Source organism: Corynebacterium sp. MSK044, assembly GCF_030232825.1.
Taxonomy (GTDB): Bacteria; Actinomycetota; Actinomycetes; order Mycobacteriales; family Mycobacteriaceae; genus Corynebacterium.
Genome location: NZ_JASPJJ010000002.1, coordinates 214,523 through 230,215, shown reverse-complemented (window position 1 = coordinate 230,215; position 15,693 = coordinate 214,523). Strand labels below are relative to the sequence as shown.

16 protein-coding genes are annotated in these 15,693 nt (G+C 59.7%); 15 read left to right on the top strand and 1 reads right to left on the bottom strand.

Annotated features, from left to right (window positions below; all coding sequences use genetic code 11):
- Positions 1-11: 11 nt before the first annotated feature.
- From QP994_RS02640 to QP994_RS02570, 15 genes are all read left to right on the top strand, one after another.
- Positions 12-1,268 carry a phosphotransferase family protein gene (locus QP994_RS02640; protein ID WP_284865273.1) on the top strand — a complete coding sequence of 419 codons (1,257 nt, stop codon included), beginning with the start codon at positions 12-14 and terminating at the stop codon, positions 1,266-1,268.
- On the top strand, positions 1,265-2,635 hold the full coding sequence (locus QP994_RS02635) for a replication-associated recombination protein A (protein WP_284865272.1): 1,371 nt from the start codon (positions 1,265-1,267) through the stop codon (positions 2,633-2,635). The genes QP994_RS02640 and QP994_RS02635 overlap by 4 nt, the downstream gene beginning before the upstream one ends.
- Before the next feature lie 100 nt (positions 2,636-2,735).
- Positions 2,736-5,405, top strand: coding sequence for an alanine--tRNA ligase (gene alaS / locus QP994_RS02630; RefSeq protein WP_284855640.1), 2,670 nt, complete (start codon positions 2,736-2,738; stop codon positions 5,403-5,405).
- A gap of 153 nt (positions 5,406-5,558) precedes the next feature.
- A complete protein-coding gene (gene ruvX / locus QP994_RS02625; protein ID WP_284855638.1) occupies positions 5,559-6,089 on the top strand; it encodes a Holliday junction resolvase RuvX in 531 nt (176 codons plus the stop codon).
- Positions 6,090-6,107: 18 nt separating this feature from the next.
- Positions 6,108-7,262, top strand: coding sequence for an endolytic transglycosylase MltG (mltG, locus tag QP994_RS02620; protein WP_284855637.1), 1,155 nt, complete (start codon positions 6,108-6,110; stop codon positions 7,260-7,262).
- Positions 7,263-7,279: 17 nt separating this feature from the next.
- A complete protein-coding gene (locus QP994_RS02615; RefSeq protein ID WP_284855635.1) occupies positions 7,280-8,152 on the top strand; it encodes a shikimate dehydrogenase in 873 nt (290 codons plus the stop codon).
- Between the two features lie 39 nt (positions 8,153-8,191).
- Positions 8,192-8,647 (top strand): prepilin peptidase, encoded by a 456-nt coding sequence (locus QP994_RS02610; RefSeq protein WP_284865271.1) that lies wholly within the window; start codon positions 8,192-8,194, stop codon positions 8,645-8,647.
- A gap of 31 nt (positions 8,648-8,678) precedes the next feature.
- Complete coding sequence (gene aroC / locus QP994_RS02605) at positions 8,679-9,899, top strand: chorismate synthase (RefSeq protein ID WP_284865270.1); 1,221 nt, start codon at positions 8,679-8,681, stop codon at positions 9,897-9,899.
- A complete protein-coding gene (locus QP994_RS02600; protein ID WP_284855631.1) occupies positions 9,892-10,494 on the top strand; it encodes a shikimate kinase in 603 nt (200 codons plus the stop codon). Before aroC ends, QP994_RS02600 begins: the two co-directional genes overlap by 8 nt.
- An 81-nt stretch (positions 10,495-10,575) precedes the next feature.
- Positions 10,576-11,646, top strand: coding sequence for a 3-dehydroquinate synthase (aroB, locus tag QP994_RS02595; protein WP_284865269.1), 1,071 nt, complete (start codon positions 10,576-10,578; stop codon positions 11,644-11,646).
- A 14-nt stretch (positions 11,647-11,660) separates the two neighbouring features.
- Positions 11,661-12,092, top strand: a complete 432-nt coding sequence (gene aroQ, locus QP994_RS02590; RefSeq protein WP_284865268.1) for a type II 3-dehydroquinate dehydratase — start codon at positions 11,661-11,663, stop codon at positions 12,090-12,092.
- Positions 12,092-13,183 carry a M24 family metallopeptidase gene (locus QP994_RS02585; RefSeq protein WP_284865267.1) on the top strand — a complete coding sequence of 364 codons (1,092 nt, stop codon included), beginning with the start codon at positions 12,092-12,094 and terminating at the stop codon, positions 13,181-13,183. The genes aroQ and QP994_RS02585 overlap by 1 nt, the downstream gene beginning before the upstream one ends.
- Positions 13,184-13,273: 90 nt before the next feature.
- Positions 13,274-13,837, top strand: a complete 564-nt coding sequence (gene efp / locus QP994_RS02580) for an elongation factor P (RefSeq protein ID WP_284855627.1) — start codon at positions 13,274-13,276, stop codon at positions 13,835-13,837.
- 79 nt (positions 13,838-13,916) lie between these two features.
- Positions 13,917-14,516: a transcription antitermination factor NusB gene (gene nusB, locus QP994_RS02575; protein ID WP_284855626.1), complete on the top strand. Its 600-nt coding sequence runs from the start codon at positions 13,917-13,919 to the stop codon at positions 14,514-14,516.
- Between the two features lie 22 nt (positions 14,517-14,538).
- Positions 14,539-15,387, top strand: coding sequence for a PPK2 family polyphosphate kinase (locus QP994_RS02570; protein ID WP_284865266.1), 849 nt, complete (start codon positions 14,539-14,541; stop codon positions 15,385-15,387).
- 16 nt (positions 15,388-15,403) lie between these two features.
- Here the strand turns inward: QP994_RS02570 and QP994_RS02565 are convergent, their stop codons facing one another.
- A complete protein-coding gene (locus tag QP994_RS02565) occupies positions 15,404-15,574 on the bottom strand; it encodes a hypothetical protein (RefSeq protein ID WP_284865265.1) in 171 nt (56 codons plus the stop codon).
- Positions 15,575-15,693 lie beyond the last annotated feature (119 nt).

Sequence of the window (15,693 nt, the reverse complement as noted above, 5' to 3'; positions counted from 1 at the left end):
GGCACAAACGTATGTTGAATCACGAGCAGATCATTGAGCTTGCTGAGGGGATGTTGAATCATCGCTACGGCGGGCAGCAGCTACTGACGGAACCGGAGGAACTCTCCGGCACCGGCAGCACGACTGTGTTGCGTTTGCGTGTGGCTAATAACCCGTTTTTGTCGCATCGCTCCGTGGTGGTGAAGTACTCGCCACGCACGGGTGATCCGATTGATGATGCTGCTTTTGTGCGTGAAGTGGTGGCCTACCAGTTCACTACCTCGCTGAGTGAGGAGGTCCGCCCAGGGCCGGTCATGCTCGGCTATGACCTGGACAAGCGCGCGATCATTTTGTCTGATTCCGGTAACGGCGACACGTTGGCCACGCTGCTGGAAACCTCGGATGAGGAACAGCGGGTGAGGTTGTTGCGGAACCTGGGGACGTCGTTAGGCAAAATGCATGCGGGCACAGCGGGAGCGGAAACGAGCTTTAATATTCTGCTGGCGCGCATGGTGAAGAACATTGACGGCGCGCGTGACGTGCAGCTGATGCGTGAAGGGCTGCTAGAAAATCGCATTCTTGAGGGCCTGGAGATTGTGCGTCGCGCCGGTGTTGATGTGCCTGAGAACGTCGCTTCCATCGCGGATACGGTGCAGGTACGCATGTTGCACGGCGGGTCACGGGCATTCACGCCTTTTGATCTGTCGCCGGACAATATTCTTTTCGCGGACCGCACGCAGTTCCTGGACTATGAGTGGGCGGGTTTCCGTGACGTTATGTTCGATGTCGCTGGCGTCATTGCTGGTTTCCCGCAGTACATTTCTTCGCGGGCGCTGAGCGATGATGAGGCAAAGGTTTTCGTAGAGGCCTGGGCAGCTGAAGTTGGCGGCGCGTGGCCTTCGGTGAACAACGAGGACACTCTGCAAGCACGCATCACCGCATCACTCATTGGGTGGGCGTTTTTCAGCGTGTCCATCCTCTACGTGGACGGCGATGACACGTTGTCAGGTACCCGCTACGGCAAGGGCGGCTGGGCAGTGGACGTGGACTCACCCTCCGGGGAGCACACGGACATGTTCGACCCGCAGATCCGCGAGGAGGATGTTGAGCTGGGCGCGAAGATTCTGCGTTCTTCTGCACGCCAAGATTTCACTCCGGAAGAGATAGCTATCCGCCGTGATGTCGCGGGCACTTTCGATGCTCTGGCACGTTATGCCGCAACGGGCACGGAGCCCACATACGCAGAGATTGCCTCTTTTGCCACGTCAGTTGCGGAGCGTTTGGTGTGACACAAGGCGGGCTTTTCTCGGATCCGGCGGATGCGGCGGACTCAACATCATCCGCCCCGCGTGGTGTCGCGTTCTTTGAAGCTGGGGCCACCGCGCCCTTGGCTGCGCGGATGCGGCCGCGCAATCTGGATGAGCTCGTCGGCCAGCAGCATTTGCTAGGCCCGGGCCGTCCGCTACGCCGTTTGGTGGAAGGTTCCGGCGATGCGTCGGTAATTCTGTACGGCCCGCCGGGAACTGGTAAGACAACGATTGCTTCGCTCATCGCGCAGGCAATGGGGCAGAATTTCGTAGGCTTGTCCGCATTGTCCTCCGGCGTCAAGCAGGTCCGTGAGGTCTTGGACGCTGCGCGCCGTGATCTCGTGCGTGGCCAGCACACGGTGTTGTTCATCGATGAGGTCCACCGCTTTTCTAAAACTCAGCAGGATGCGTTGCTCGCCGCGGTGGAGAATCGCACGGTTCTGCTCGTTGCGGCCACGACGGAGAACCCGTCGTTTAGCGTGGTCGCGCCGTTGCTCTCACGTTCGTTGCTGTTGCGCCTGGAATCGCTGTCCGACGCAGACATTGCCACAGTGCTTGAGCGCGCAGTCACGGATGAGCGAGGGCTCAAAGGGGCAGTGTTGCTTGACGACGCGGCACGGGACCAACTCGTCCTCCTCGCCGGCGGCGATGCCCGCCGGGCGCTGACTTACTTGGAGGCTGCGGCCGAAGGCGCAGAGGATGGCCGTATCACCACCGAGGTGATTGAGCGCAGCGTGGACCGTGCTGTTGTGCGCTATGACCGCGATGGGGACCAGCACTATGACGTGATCTCTGCCTACATCAAGTCCATTCGCGGCTCTGACGTAGACGCAGCGTTGCACTACCTTGCCCGCATGATTGAGGCGGGGGAGGACCCGCGCTTCATTGCCCGACGTTTGGTCATCCACGCGTCGGAGGACATCGGCATGGCTGATCCTACGGCACTGCAGGTGGCCACGGCAGCGGCGAACGCCGTGCAGTTTATCGGTATGCCGGAAGGACGCCTACCCCTGGCGCAAGCCACCATTCACCTTGCTACCGCGCCGAAATCCAATTCCGTGTACACAGCAATTGATGTCGCGCTGGCGGATATCCGCAAAGGTCACGCCGGTACTGTCCCACCGCACTTGCGCGATGGACATTATGAGGGGGCGAAGGCCGCGGGCAACGCGGTTGGCTACATCTACCCCCACGATGATCCGCGCGGTGTGGTGCAGCAACGCTACATCCCCGAAGGTTTGGATGACGCCCGCTACTACACCCCCAGTGGCCACGGCGCGGAAAAACGCATCAGTGAATACGCCGAACGCCTGCGCCGAATGGTGCGGGGTGATGGGGCTGGGCAGTAGGCGCGCACAAGCATTACGGGCAAAGCGGGTAAGGTGATGCGCGTTAAGTTTTGCCCTAGCCAACGTTTTAACGTTCATTGCATCTTGTAAGGATTCTTTCGTGCAAACTCATGAGATCCGCGACCGGTTCACACAGCACTTCGTCGATGCGGGCCACGTGCCCGTCCCCAGCGCATCGTTGATTCTGGACGACCCGACGTTGCTGTTTGTGAACGCCGGTATGGTGCCCTTCAAGCCGTACTTCCTGGGCCAGCAGAATCCGCCTTTTGAAAGCGGAACCGCAACCTCCATCCAGAAGTGCGTGCGCACCCTGGATATTGAGGAAGTGGGTATTACCACCCGCCACAACACCTTCTTCCAGATGGCCGGTAACTTCTCCTTCGGCCAGTACTTCAAGGAAGGCGCTATCACGCTGGCGTGGGAGCTGCTGACGAAGCCACTGGACAAGGGTGGCTTCGCACTCGATCCGGAGCGCCTGTGGGTGACTGTGTTCACTGAGGACGATGAGGCAGCGGAGATCTGGGAGAAGAAGATCGGTGTGCCGGCTGAGCGTATTCAGCGCCTGGGCATGGAGGACAACTTCTGGTCCATGGGTGTGCCGGGCCCGTGTGGTCCGTGCTCCGAGATTTACTACGACCGTGGCCCTGAGCACGGTAAAGAGGGCGGCCCGATCGCTGATGACAACCGCTACATGGAGATTTGGAACCTCGTGTTCATGGAGTCCATCCGCGGTGAAGGCGATAAGAAGGGTGGCTTTGATATTCTCGGCGAGCTGCCGAACAAGAACATTGATACCGGCTTGGGCATTGAGCGCCTGGCTTGCATCCTGCAGGGCGTGGACAACGTCTACGAGACTGACTTGCTCGCCCCGGTGATCGCCACCGCGGAGAAACTCACCGGAACGAAGTACGGTGCGAACCAGGAATCGGACGTCCGCTTCCGTGTCATCGCTGACCACTCCCGTACCGCGATGATGATCATTCTTGATGGTGTGACCCCGTCCAACGAGGGCCGTGGTTACATCCTGCGCCGCCTGCTGCGTCGCATCATTCGTTCCGCGCGTCTGCTGGGTGCACAGAGCCACACCATTGAGCAGTTCATAAACACGATCATGGACACTATGACTCCTTCCTTCCCGGAGATTGCGGACAACCGCGAGCGCATCCTGCGCGTGGCCGTGGCGGAAGAGAAGACCTTCCTGAAAACCCTGGAGTCCGGCACCCACCGCTTCGACGAAGCAGCTGCACACGTGAAAGAATCCGGTGCTGCGGTTCTGTCCGGCGAGCAGGCCTTTGAGCTGCACGACACCTATGGTTTCCCCATCGACCTCACCCTGGAGATGGCAGCTGAGGCTGGTCTGGACGTGGACATGGATGCCTTCCATGCCGCGATGGAGGAGCAGCGTAACCGCGCGAAGGCCGATAGCAAGGCGAAGAAGACCGGCAACATCGACGAGTCCCTCTACCGCGAGTGGGTTGATGCGCACCCGACCGAGTTCGTTGGCTTTGAAGAACTCGAGCACGAGTCAAAGGTCCTTGGCCTCGTCCGTGGTGGCGAGAAGGTCGGCGAGGTTGCCCAGGGCGATGAGGTTGAGGTCATTCTGGATGTCACCCCGATGTACGCCGAGGGCGGCGGACAGCTGGCTGACCGTGGCCGCATTGTCATCGGTGACACCATTCTGACGGTCCACGACGTGCAGAAGGTGGGTAATAAGAAGCTCTGGGTGCACAAGGCAACCGTGGAAAACGGTGGCTTGGATGTGGGGCAGGTTGTGCGTACGGAGGTAGATCCGAAGTGGCGCCACGGCGCACGCCAAGCGCACACCGCTACCCACCTGATCCACGCTGCTCTGCGTCAGGTGCTGGGCCCCACAGCTGTCCAGGCTGGTTCCATGAACAAGCCGGGCTACCTGCGCTTTGACTTCAATTACACCGAGCAGCTCAGCCCGGCGCAGTTGGAGGAGATCTCCCTCATTGCCAACCAGGCAGTGGACGCGGACTTTGCCGTCAATACCTTTGAAACCTCTTTGGCGCAGGCTAAGGAGATGGGAGCGTTGGCACTGTTCGGCGAGAACTACGGTGACCAGGTGCGCGTGGTGGAAATCGGTGGTCCGTTCTCCATCGAGCTGTGTGGTGGTACTCACGTGGAGCACTCCTCCCAGATCGGTCCGGTGGCAGTGCTGGGTGAATCCTCCGTTGGCTCCGGTGCGCGCCGTATTGAGGCGTACTCGGGCATGGATTCCTTCTCCTACTTTTCCAAGGAAGCCGCCATTGCCAACGCATTGGCAGGGGAGATGAAGGCCCCGTCCGATCAGCTGCCGGAGCGCATTGCTGCACTGACTGAGCGCCTGCGTGCTGCTGAGAAGGAAATTGAGAACCTGCACAAGCAGCAGCTGGCCAACCAGACCGGTGAGTTGATTAACAACGCGGAGACCATCGGTGACGTGAAGTTCTTGGGTGTCAAGCTTCCGGATGGTGTTGGCGGCGGGGACTTGCGCACCATGGCGCAGGATCTGCGTGGCCGCTTCGGTGAGACCGCAGCTGTCATCGTCCTGGCTTCCGACAACGGCGGCAAGGTCCCGTTCGCAGTGGCAGCAACCCCGGCGGCCGTGGATAAGGGCATCAAGTCCGGTGCTTACGTTGGTCTTTTCGGTGGCTACATCGGCGGCAAGGGCGGCGGCAAGCCGGACCTGGCACAGGGTTCCGGGTCGGATGCTGCTGGCATTGATGCCGGTTTCAACGCTGTGCGCGAGGAGCTCAGCCGGCTCTAACCGGTTTTAAGCTAGAGTGCTTCCAAGGTCACGAAATGATTACGTGACACGCCCTACAACGGGTCTGTGACAGTGCCTTCACCAACTACCGTGGGTGAAGGCACACGCGCAGGTGCCACACATCCGACACACAGTTGAGGTTCACGCGAGTAAATGAAGGTACATCCTGATACGCCTGGGGTTGATGATCCCGGGGTTGGTCGCCGCATCGGCATTGATGTGGGCACCGTGCGTATCGGCGTGGCTTCCTCTGACCGCGATGGGCTTCTAGCCACGCCCGTGGAAACTGTGCCTCGCGTGACCGGTTTCAAAGACCGTGATGGTGAGGATATTGAGCGGCTGCTGGAGATCATTGAGGAGTATGAGGCCGTTGAGGTTGTCGTGGGGCTTCCGCGGGACCTCAAGGGCAACGGCTCTGCGAGTGTGAAGCATGCCAAGGAGATCGGGTTCCGTATCTCCCGCCGCAGTGATGTTCCAGTGCGCTACGCAGATGAACGTTTGACCACGGTCGCTGCAACCCATGCCTTGCGTTCCTCCGGTGTATCGGAGAAGGCAGGCCGCGCGGTGATTGACCAAGCAGCTGCGGTGGCCATTCTGCAATCCTGGCTTGATGGCCGCGCCAACGCGCTAGCCACGCAGCAGGACCAGCACCCAACGACCGCTGACCCCTGTTCAGTTGAATAACCCCAAGGAGATCTAATCGTGAGCACGGCACAAACCTCGCAAGGCCGCACCCGCGGTGTCGCGGTACTCATCGTGTCCATTCTTCTGATCCTCGGAGCAGTGGTGTACATCGGCGTTGCCCGTTCGACCTCCTCGGGGGCGGATTTTAGCGGTGACGGTAACGGTCAGGAGCAGATTGTTGAGATCCCGGAGGGCTCCAACCTGACCGCGCTAGGCCCGACACTGGAGGAGCTGGAGGTTGTGCGGTCGAACCAGGCATTCCAGTCTGCTTTAGCGTCCAACCCGGATGCGGATAATATCCAGCCTGGCTTTTACCGCCTGCAGAAGAAAATGAGCGCGAAGTCCGCGGTTGCTGCGCTGCTGGATCCGGCCACTCAAATTGAGATGTTGAAGATTCCAGGTGGGCAGACGCTTAACGACGTCCGCGTGGTCGGCGGCGACGTTCGCTTTGGCATCTTCTCTAGCATTTCCCGCGTGACGTGTGGTGAGGATGGCAAGGCCGAGGGCTGCATTCACGTTGATGAACTGCAGGACGTCGCGGCCCAGACGGATCCGTCTGAGCTTGGTGTGCCGGAATGGGCACTGGGCCCCGTTAGCGCACGCGAGGGTGACCCTAAGCGCCTTGAGGGTTTGATTGCCCCGGGTGAGTACGTGGTCAACCCGAATGCTGATGCGAAGGCGATTTTGACTGATCTGATTACGCGTTCGGCGAAGAAGTACAACGCCACCGACATCGTCGGCCGTGCACAGGCCATTGGCGTGAGTCCGTATGAGCTTCTTATTGCAGCATCCCTTGTGGAGCGTGAAGCGCCGGCAGGGGAGTTTGACAAGGTGGCCCGTGTGATCTTGAACCGCCTTGACGCACCCATGCGCCTGGAGTTTGATTCCACCGTGAACTACGACCTTGAGTCCGTTGAGGTGGCTACCGGCGATTCGGACCGCCAGCGTGAGACCCCGTGGAATACCTACGCCAAGGATGGTCTGCCTGATACGCCGATTGCTTCGCCTTCGGAGGAAGCGATCCGTGCGATGGAGAACCCTGCTGAGGGTGAATGGCTCTTCTTCGTCACCATTGACAAGGACGGCACCACGCTGTTCACCAACACCTTCGAGGAGCACCAGGAAGCAGTCCAGCGGGCGTACGAATCCGGGATTCTGGATTCCCAGCGCTAGACAAGGAGCTTGCTGGCATGACCGTGATCAATCACCGCGCGGCGGTGCTGGGCAGCCCGATCGCGCACTCACTGTCACCGGTGCTGCACTCAGCCGGCTATGAGGCGGCTGGCCTTGATGGCTGGGAGTATGAGCGTATTGAGTGCACAGCTGAGCAGCTGCCAGACATCGTTGGCAATGCCGATGAGAGCTACCGTGGCTTTTCTGTCACCATGCCCGGCAAGTTCGCAGCGCTGGAATTTGCGGATGAAGTCACCGATCGTGCCCGCGCGATTGGCTCGGCCAACACCTTGGTGCGCGAGACTCGCGATGGAAAGACCTTCTGGCGTGCTGATAATACGGACTGCGAAGGCATCTCCGGTGCACTGAACGAACTCGTGGGGCCGGAGAAGAAGCTCGGCCACGTGCTGCTCATCGGCAGTGGCGGCACCGCCCGCCCGGCACTGTGGGCGCTCACCCAACGTGGCGTGGATAAAGTCACGGTTCTCAACCGCTCCGACCGCTCCGAAGAACTTGCCCCGCTGCTGGAGAACACCGGCGTGGAAGCGGACTTCATCAATTTCGAGCGTGATCTTCGGGATCTGGCATTGAGCGTTGACGCAATCATCTCCACGGTGCCAGCAAAGGTTCTGGAAACACGCTTCGCTGAGCTTGGCCACGCGCCAGTCCTCGATGTGATTTATGACCCCTGGCCGACACCGCTGGCCACGTGTGCTGCCTCCAACGGGCACATGACAGTGGGCGGGTTGGTCATGTTGGCATGCCAGGCGTATTCACAGTTTGAACAGTTCACGGGTGTGGACGCCCCACGGGAAGAGATGCGAGAGGCATTGTTCCGTCACGTCGGCTGGGTATCGCCGACCGGTGTGACGCGACAGAATCGCATGTAGGCTTAAGCCCCACAACGTGATCTGGGGGGGTGGATCAACATGTTTGGGGGAAATACCAATGCCGCGCATCCAGTAGCGCTGGTTCTGGCAGTGCTCCTAGCGCTCGCGTGGACGGTGACACTTGTTGTGTGGGATGTGCGCGAGCAACGTCTGCCCAATGCGCTCACTCTTCCCGCAGCAGCCGCAGCTGTAGTGGCGTGCTTCGTGTATCCCACCGGGTGGTGGGGGATGCTATGGCCCGGAATGTATCTGGTCACAGCGCTGGCCACGCCCGTGAATAGACCTGGTATCGGTGGCGGTGACATCAAACTCGCTGTGCCACTTGGGGTTGCCGTCGCGCTTTCAGGTGGCGTGATGGGTGTGTTAGGGGCGATGCTGTTGAGCAGCATGATCACGGTATGCGTCCTCCTTGTTGCCCGACAATCCGGCATGGCGCATGGTCCGTCGATGCTCACTGCAGCCTGGCTGGTGGTCATTGCGTGCGCCCTTACGTGAGACTGTGTGGCCAATGTGAGACAATGCCTCCATGCTTCGATGGACTACTGCAGGTGAATCCCACGGTCAGGCGCTTATCGCGATGGTTGAGAATATGCCAGCCGGGGTCACTGTCTCCACTGAGGAGATCGGCCACCAGCTTGCTCGCCGCCGCCTTGGCTATGGTCGTGGTGCGCGCATGAAGTTTGAGCAGGACGAGCTCACGGTTCTCTCCGGTGTGATTCACGGGAAGACGATTGGTAGCCCGATTGCCGTGATGATTGGCAATACGGAGTGGCCGAAGTGGACCACCATCATGTCCCCGCATGAGTTGGACATGGAAGACCCAGAGGTGGCTAAGGCCATGAGCTCTGGTCGTGGTGCGTCACTGACTCGCCCGCGTCCAGGTCACGCCGATTTCGCCGGCATGATCAAGTACGGCTTTGATGCGGCGCGTCCGGTGTTGGAGAGGTCGTCGGCACGCGAAACTGCCTCGCGCGTGGCGGCCGCAACGATCGCGCGTTCCTTCCTGCGTGAGGTCCTCGGTGTTGAGGTTCTCTCGCACGTCATCTCCATCGGTGCGTCCGAGCCGTATACCGGACCGCTTCCGAAATTCGAGGACATTGAGCGTATCGACGCCTCCCCGGTCCGCGCGTTCGGCATCGAGGCCGAGGCGTCCATGATCACTGAGATTGAGGCGGCGAAGAAGCAGGGTGACACTCTCGGCGGCATCGTTGAAGTCATCGTGGAGGGCCTGCCGATCGGCTTGGGTTCCCACGTGTCTGGTGATGCCCGTCTTGATGCGCAGCTGGCTGCAGCCCTTATGGGCATCCAGGCAATCAAGGGCGTTGAGGTCGGCGATGGCTTTGAAGAAGCACGACGTCGTGGCAGTGAAGCCCACGATGAGATGGTGCGTGATGGTGATGGCGTGCGCCGTGAGACCAACCGTGCCGGTGGCCTCGAAGGCGGCATGACCAATGGAGAAGCCCTGCGTGTGCGTGCTGCGATGAAGCCGATTTCCACTGTCCCACGCGCGCTCAAGACCGTGGATATGTCCTCCGGCGATCCTGCAACCGCGATTCACCAACGCTCGGACGTGTGCGCTGTGCCGGCTGCCGGTGTGGTTGCGGAAGCGATGGTGGCACTCGTGCTGGCACGCGCTGTGCTGGAGAAATTCGGTGGTGACAGCATCGAGGAAACAAAGCGCAACGTGGAGGCGTACAAGCAGTACGTTGCGGAGCGCCTCGCTTTCGAAGGAAACAGCGATGACTAGCCCGGGGTTCCCTGTGCCAAAACCTGGGCCGCGTCGTCCAGCCACACCGCAAGAGCCGGTGGAGACCCTGGGGGAGCAGGTCGTGCACGGATCCCCCCGCGTTGTTCTTGTTGGCCCGCCCGGTGCCGGCAAATCCACCATCGGCCGTCGCCTTGCGCGTGCGATGAATCTGCCACTGGTGGATTCAGATGAGCTCATTGCTAAAGGCGAAGGCAAACCCACCGGCGAGGTCTACTCGGAGCTCGGTGAGGAACGCTTCCGCGAAGTCGAAGCTGATTACGTCGCGCAATCCCTGGCATCTGGTGGCGTGGTGAGCCTGGGTGGTGGGGCAGTGGTCACCGAGTCAACCCGCAAGCTCCTCCAAGCGCACACCGTGGTGTGGATTGATGTATCCGTGGAGGAAGGCGTGCGCCGGACGTCCGGCAATGACTCCCGCCCGGTACTCAACGCCGAGGATCCGGTGGCGCATTACCGTGCGCTGCTGGAAGCACGTGAGCCGTTCTACCGTGAGGTAGCCATGCACCGCGTGCGCACCGATTCACGTCCCCCGCAACGCCTCGTGGCGGAGATTCTCAACCTCATTGAATCCGGCTAAGCCACGCTCAACCACGGACAGCAATAATCAAGCAGTACAAAACCAGTAGCAACCAGCAAGCAGCACAGAAAGCATTTCACCATGGCGGTTATCAGTGTCACTGGCCCGAACCCGTATGACGTGCACATTGGTGCGGGTCTGGATGAGAAAATTGCTACGCGCGTAGCGGACACAGGTGCGCGCCAAGCGGCGATCATTCACCAGGGGCCACTGACCCCCATCGCGGAGCGGCTGCGTGAGCTCATTACGGCGAAGGGCGTGGAGGTCACCCTAGCGGAAATCCCGGATGCGGAAGACGGGAAGTCTTTGCCTGTGCTGAGTGGCCTGTGGGATCTCTTCGGTGAGAAGAATTTCTCCCGCCAGGACGTCGTGCTGGGTCTTGGTGGCGGTGCGACAACAGATCTTGCTGGTTTCGCCGCCGCAACGTGGATGCGTGGAATCAAGGTCATTCAGGTTCCTACGACGCTGCTTGCCATGGTCGATGCCGCAGTCGGTGGCAAGACCGGCATCAACACGGATGCCGGGAAGAACCTCGTCGGTGCCTTCCATGAGCCGGATTCCGTTTTCATTGACTTGGACCGCCTGGACACCCTCGCGCACGAAGAATTCGTTGCCGGCTCCGCCGAGATCATCAAGACCGGTTTCATCGCCGACCCCGTGATCCTGGATATCTATCAGCAGGGCGATGATGTGCCGAAGAACAAGATCGCGGAGCTCATTGAGCGTTCCGTGGCGGTGAAAGCCCGAGTGGTGAGTGAGGACCTGAAGGAGTCGTCCCTACGCGAAATCCTCAACTATGGGCACACGCTCGGCCACGCGCTGGAGAAGCGCGAGGATTACCGCTGGCGTCACGGCAATGCCGTCGCTGTGGGCATGATGTTCGTCGCGTTGCTGGCAAAGAATAGGGGGCTTATTAGCGATTCTGTGGTTGCCCTCCACCGCGACATCCTGACCAGCGTGGGGCTGCCGGTGACCTACGACCCGGCTGCTTTCGACGAGTTGTACGAAGGCATGACGCACGACAAGAAGAATCGTGACGGGCGCATCCGCTTCGTTGTGCTTGAAGGCATTGGCAAGACATCTCGCCTGGAAGATGCGACGATCGAGGAGATGCGTCAGGCGTACACTGAGCTCACGCGACCAACGCAGTAAACAAGGAGGGTGACGTGAAGGTTTATGTGCTCAACGGGCCAAACCTGAACCGGTTGGGAAAGCGCCAGCCGGAGATCTACGGCGCGACGACACTGGCGGATGTGGAGCAGCGCCTGTGCGCGCTCGCCGGTGACAAGGTGGAGCTCATCTTCCGCCAGTCCAATCACGAGGGCGAGCTTATCGACGTAGTGCATGAGGCTGCCGACAATGGCGCCGCCGTGATTATCAACCCCGGTGGCTTTACCCACACCTCCGTTGCTTTGCGGGATGCGTTGGCAGAAATAAGCGATGGCGCCGGCTTCATTGAAGTGCACATTTCTAACGTGCACGCGCGTGAGGAGTTCCGCCACCACTCGTACTTGACTCCTATTGCCATTGGCGTGATCGCTGGCCTGGGTGTTGAGGGTTATGAGCTCGCGCTTGAGTACTTCTTGAGGAGGTCCTGATGAGCTTCGCTGATTCCCGTTTCCTCACCCGCCGGCGCACCTTGTCCGCACAACTAGCGGGCAAACGCATTGACTCTTTCTTAGTCACTCATCCGACCAATGTGCGCTACCTGTCTGGCTTCACTGGTTCTGCGGGAGCTTTGCTGGTGAACAAGGATCTTTCCGCCGCCATTGCCACGGATGGCCGCTACACCACGCAGATCGCCGATGAAGTCAAAGACATTGAGGCCGTGATCGTGCGCAATGGGGCAGAAGCTCTGCTTGCCACTGTGCCGGAAGGCTGGCGTGTGGGCTTTGATGCAGCGCGCACTACCGTGGCTGAACTCGAAGCCATGAAGAAGGCATGCCCGGATGGTGTGACCCTCGTTCCCGTCGATGGGGCGATTGAGCAGATCCGGCTGCGCAAGGACCGCTATGAGCTGGCCCGGCTGGAAGAGGCAGCACAGATTGGTACGGATGCGCTGACGGGCCTGATCGAGGCAGGAGAACTGCGTGCCGGACGCACGGAGCGTGACGTGGCAGCTGACCTTGAATACCGCATGCGCCTGCTGGGGGCGGAGCGCCCGAGCTTTGACACCATCGTGGCGTCTGGCCCGAACTCGGCGTTGCCACACCATGGGGCAGGTGAGCGAGTGATTGAGAGTGGGGACATTGTCACCATTGACTTTGGTGCCCATTACCGTGGCTTCAACTCGGATATGACGCGCACCTTCATCATTGGGCATGTTTCAGACTTCGCGCGGGAGATCTACGAGACAGTGCTTGAAGCCCAAAAGGCAGGTGTCCGCGCAGCCACAGCTGGGCGCGCGTTGGTTGAGGTGGACAAGGCGTCCCGCGACATCATTGAGCAAGCTGGTTATGGCGAATACTTTGTTCACTCCACCGGACACGGTATTGGCCTGGATGTGCACGAAGGTCCTGCCGCGTCCACGCGCGCGAAGGGTTCACTCGAAGAGAACATGACCCTGACCATTGAGCCAGGCATCTACGTGCCAGGTCATGGGGGAGTGCGCATCGAGGACACAGTGGTGATTACCGGTGGTGCTCCACGCGTGATCACCACATTCCCGAAGGAACTCACTGTCCTCTAACGGGCCACGCTGCCTTAAGCATGTGCTGATCAGTGGTGTAGCATGGGCTTGTTTTAAAAGAGCCAGATCTACTTCAAGGGAGATTATTTCGTGGCAACCACCGCTGATTTCAAGAACGGCCTTGTGCTCAAGGTTGACGGCAAGCTCCAGCAGATCGTCGAGTTCCAGCACGTGAAGCCGGGCAAGGGCCCTGCTTTCGTGCGTACGAAGCTGAAGGACGTTGTCTCCGGCAAGACCGTGGACAAGACCTGGAACGCAGGCGTCAAGGTGGAAACCGCAACGGTTGACCGTCGCGACATGACCTACCTGTACAACGATGGCCAGAACTACGTGGTCATGGATGACAAGACCTATGAGCAGTACGAGCTGCCGGAGGATAAGTTCGGCGACGCTGCTCGCTTCCTCCTGGAGAACATGCGCGTGCAGGTTTCCTTCCATGAGGGTGAGGCACTGTTCGCTGAGCTGCCGATCTCCGTGGATCTGACCATTGAGCACACCGATCCGGGCCTGCAAGGTGACCGCTCCACCGGCGGCACCAAGCCGGCCAAGCTGGAGACCGGTGCTGAGATCCAGGTTCCGCTGTTCCTGGAAACTGGCAACGTAGTCAAGGTGGACACCCGCACGGGTGAGTACCTGTCTCGCGTGAACAACTAGGCACTAGTTCTAGTTTCTTCCAATGAAGCGGGCTCAAGCTGGGCCCGCTTCACCCAACTTTTCTTCCTTTCTGAAAAACATGCCTGATTACAAACGTCATGGTGCGCGTTACCGTGCACGCCGTCGCGCTGTAGATATCCTCTTCGAAGCTGAGACCCGCGATGTGGACCCGGTGGCCATCGTGGAGGACCGCATCAAACTGGCCGAAGACCCTGCCAATGCTGTGGCCCCTGTTGCTGATTACACCCGTGAGATCATCTCCGGTGCCGCTGAAAGCCTCGACGAGATTGATGATGCGATTGCACGCTTCCTCTCTGAGGATTGGGAGCTCAACCGCCTACCTGCCGTTGACCGCGCCATTTTGCGTGTCTCTACGTGGGAGATTCTCTACAACCCCGCTGTGGAACCCTCCATCGTGATCTCTAACGCAATGGAGATGTCCGTGGAATACGCCGGCGACAAGGCCTCGCCATACATTCACGCGGTACTCGATGACATCATCCAGGCAAACTCCGCTGACGCCCCCGACATCATCACTGGGGAGACCGGCCTGATCGGCTTCGCCGAGGAAGACGCCACCGATGCGTTGGCAGGGCCCGGCGCCGAAGTAGAAGCACCTAAAGTGGCCGAAACGACTACCGAATCCGTTCAAGAAACCCCTGTGCAAGAGCAGGACTAGGGAACACTAGGAGTAGCTCATCATGGCAAAGGTATCTATCAAAGAAGCAGAAGAACTCCGCGTTGGCTCGGACTTTGTGCTCGCGGACGTCGATCCGGCGTCAACCCCAGGCGTGAGCGAAGACAACGTCGATGATGCTTTTGATGAATTCGACGATGAGCTGGATGAACTCCAGGAATGCCTGTACGCCAATGGTCGTGCGGGCAATGAGAACGCCGGTTCCATTCTCCTTGTCCTGCAGGGCATGGATACTGCTGGCAAGGGCGGGATCATCCGCAACGTTGTGGGTGAGACGATGGACCCGCAAGGCGTACACATCAAGGCCTTTGGCAAACCAACGGAGGAAGAGCTCAAGCACGACTTTCTCTGGCGTATTGAGCCGCACCTGCCCAAGCCCGGCATGATCAGCGTTTTCGACCGTTCTCACTATGAGGACGTGTTGGTGCAGCGTGTGAAGCAGATGGCTCCGCCGGAGGGAATTGAGCGCCGCTACGGTGCCATCGTTGACTTTGAGGCGAAAGCCGCTGCCAACGGCACGAAGATCATCAAAGTCATGCCGCACATCTCCAAGGAATTCCAGGGGGAGAACCTGCGCAAGCGCATCGAACGCCCGGACAAGCACTGGAAGTACAACCCGGGCGATATCGACGATCGCAGGCTCTGGGACGAATTCCAAGAAGCATATGAGATTGCGCTCAAGCGCACATCCACCGATGTTGCCCCGTGGTACTGCATCCCCTCCGATAACAAGGCCTACTGCCGCACGGTGGTGAAGACTCTCTTCGTCCAAGCCCTGCGCGACCTCAACCTGGAATGGCCCAAGGCTGAATTCGATCCCGAGGTTGAGCTCAAGCGTCTCGCGGAGTCCTAGACACCGCTCCTAGCCACTAGTCCCACCAGATGCCGGCGATCACGTCGCGGTACACAGCGGAGACTCTGTCCACGGTCTCGATTTCGTAGCGATTCATGGGCACTCTGTCTTGGTCGATGAGTCGCTTGGAGGCCGGTGAAATCTGGTCAGAGGAGTCAACCGCGAGCACCCAATCCGACGTGGACATGCCTTGCAGCTCCCTTAAGGTGATTGAACCTTTTTAGGGGAACGAAAAGAAAGCAACAGTGTCACTTATAGCGGCAGGCAGATGAGCATGAAAAACTCCGGCCGCAAAAGAGCACCGCG

Excerpts from the sequence above, each read along its gene's own strand:
- QP994_RS02610 (WP_284865271.1), top strand. The coding sequence starts at position 8,192 with ATGTTTGGGGGAAATACCAATGCCGCGCATCCAGTAGCGCTGGTTCTG.
- QP994_RS02570 (WP_284865266.1), top strand. The coding sequence starts at position 14,539 with ATGGCAAAGGTATCTATCAAAGAAGCAGAAGAACTCCGCGTTGGCTCG.
- ruvX (WP_284855638.1), top strand. The coding sequence starts at position 5,559 with ATGAAGGTACATCCTGATACGCCTGGGGTTGATGATCCCGGGGTTGGT.
- QP994_RS02640 (WP_284865273.1), top strand. The coding sequence starts at position 12 with ATGTTGAATCACGAGCAGATCATTGAGCTTGCTGAGGGGATGTTGAAT.
- QP994_RS02615 (WP_284855635.1), top strand. The coding sequence starts at position 7,280 with ATGACCGTGATCAATCACCGCGCGGCGGTGCTGGGCAGCCCGATCGCG.
- QP994_RS02585 (WP_284865267.1), top strand. The coding sequence starts at position 12,092 with ATGAGCTTCGCTGATTCCCGTTTCCTCACCCGCCGGCGCACCTTGTCC.
- QP994_RS02600 (WP_284855631.1), top strand. The coding sequence starts at position 9,892 with ATGACTAGCCCGGGGTTCCCTGTGCCAAAACCTGGGCCGCGTCGTCCA.
- aroB (WP_284865269.1), top strand. The coding sequence starts at position 10,576 with ATGGCGGTTATCAGTGTCACTGGCCCGAACCCGTATGACGTGCACATT.
- nusB (WP_284855626.1), top strand. The coding sequence starts at position 13,917 with ATGCCTGATTACAAACGTCATGGTGCGCGTTACCGTGCACGCCGTCGC.
- QP994_RS02565 (WP_284865265.1), bottom strand. The coding sequence starts at position 15,574 with ATGTCCACGTCGGATTGGGTGCTCGCGGTTGACTCCTCTGACCAGATT.
- aroC (WP_284865270.1), top strand. The coding sequence starts at position 8,679 with ATGCTTCGATGGACTACTGCAGGTGAATCCCACGGTCAGGCGCTTATC.